Here is a 1,943-nt window from a genome sequence, read left to right on the forward strand (position 1 = left end):
GGTAGCCCGCGGTGCCGAGGATCTGCCCGGTGCCGGTGAGGCTCGCGGCGTCCAGCGCCCGGGCCAGCCCGAAGTCGATCAGCCGGGGGCCGTCCTCGGCGAGCAGGATGTTCGACGGCTTCAGGTCGCGGTGCACCAGCCCGGCGGCGTGCACCGCGGTCAGCGCCTCCACGAGTCCGGCCGCCAGCGCGCGCACCGTCTCCGGCGGCATCGGCCCGTGGGTGGCCACCACCTCGCTCAGCGAGGGCGCGGGCAGGTAGGCGGTGGCCAGCCAGGGCAGAGGGGCGTCCGGGTCGGCGGCCAGGACGGGGGCGGTGAAGGCACCGCCGACCTTCATCGCCGCCTCCGCCTCGACCCGGAACCGCCGCCGGAAGTCCAGGTCCTGGGCGTAGCTCTCGCGCACGACCTTGACGGCCACCGGACGCCCGGCCCGGGTCGCCGCCAGGTACACCCGGCCCATGCCCCCGGCGCCGAGCAGCCGGACGACCGTGAACGGGCCGATGCGTGAGGGGAGCCGGGGGCCGTCCGCCGAGGGTGTGGTCACTTCTCCTCCGCCCGGAAGGCCCGTACGCGGTTGCCGGAGAAGAGGAACACCGTGCGGTCGCGCACGGCCAGGCTCGCCAGTCCCGGCTCCGTCCGGGTCCCGCCGCCGATGCCGGAGGGGGAGGGCGACGGGTCGGCGACGGGCGCCGGGTCCTCCCGCAACGCCCACTGCTGCCTGCCGTCGGACGTGCGGAGCACCAGGACGCCGGCCTTCCCGTCGGTCCTGAAGTCGCCCTGGGCGTCCATGTGCATGGGGGAGAACAGGACCGCGGTGATGTCCTCGGAGGCGGCCAGCACCGGGTCGTCGTCGAGCATCGGGGACAGTCCCAGCGGACTGGTGATCCGCCAGCGCACCTCGCCCGTCGCGAGGTCGACGGCGTGCACCTGGGTGGGGTCGTTGGTGAGGACCAGGTCGCCGACCACGCCCGGCGCGGTGGCCGCGGTCACCGGCACCGACCAGCGCCGTTCGCCGGTCTCCGCGTCGTGGGCCGTCAGCCCGCCCTTGAGGTTGACCGCCAGGAGCACGTCGCCGGCCGCGACCACCGAGGAACCCAGCCGGCCGCTGCCGCCCTGCATGTACGGCGGCAGGTTGCTGTCCGGGTCGGCGGGGACCTTCACCGACCACCGCGCCTTCCCGTCCGCCGCGTCGACGGCGTGCAGCGTGAGGCCCTCGTCGGTGTTCTCGCAGTAGTAGAAGCCCAGGCGGTCGGCGGCGTGGCGCGGTCCGTAGCCGGTGCCGGCCGCGGCCGGCTTGCGCCAGTGGACCTTCCCGGTCCTGACGGAGAGGGCCACGATCTCCTCGCGGTAGTCGAAGGACGGGGTCTCGCCCGGCGACGGCAGGGCGAAGTCGGCGAGGCCGCTGGAGAAGCAGTAGACGGTGTCGCCGTGCGTGGCCAGGAGGCGGTGGGGGCTGACGGACTGCTGGAGGACGGCCCGGGACCGTTCCCGGCCGGTGGCCGGGTCGAAGACGGCGAGGTGGTCCTTGCGGCCCGTGCGCAGCCCGGTGCTCGCGCCGGTCGCGTAGATCAGCACCCCGCCCTCGACCGGGCCGAGCACCTTCGAGTCGAGCCCCAGGGGCCGCTTCCCCTCCGACGTCCCGTTCGCCTCCAGCAGTCCGGTGCTCCAGCGGACCGTGCCCGCGGCCGTGTCCAGGGCGACGGACGTCAGGCTGGGCTCGTGGACCAGCAGCGTCTTCTCGAAGGCGTGCAGGCTCGGCATGACGAACCGGGACGGCGACTCCTTCGACCACAACGGCTCCGGCGGGTCCGTGAGTTCGACGGTGGGCACGGCGTTGCCCAGCGGCCTGCCGTCGCCCTTCGCGTCCGCCGGCTCCTCGTCGTCCCGCAGGAGCGCGGTGACCACCGAACCCGCGGCGACCACCCCCGCCACCGCGGCGAGCG

At 74.9% G+C, this 1,943-nt stretch carries 2 protein-coding genes; both read right to left on the bottom strand.

What is annotated here, in order from left to right:
• On the bottom strand, positions 1–544 hold a 544-nt coding region (locus HW445_RS28885; protein ID WP_308800099.1), incomplete at its 3' end, for a serine/threonine-protein kinase.
• A partial coding sequence (locus HW445_RS28890; RefSeq protein ID WP_180223795.1) for a PQQ-like beta-propeller repeat protein occupies positions 541–1,943 on the bottom strand: 1,403 nt, incomplete at its 5' end. The genes HW445_RS28890 and HW445_RS28885, both read right to left, overlap by 4 nt.

Source organism: Streptomyces sp. UH6, assembly GCF_013421635.1.
In the GTDB taxonomy this organism is placed as follows: Bacteria; Actinomycetota; Actinomycetes; order Streptomycetales; family Streptomycetaceae; genus Streptomyces; species Streptomyces abyssomicinicus.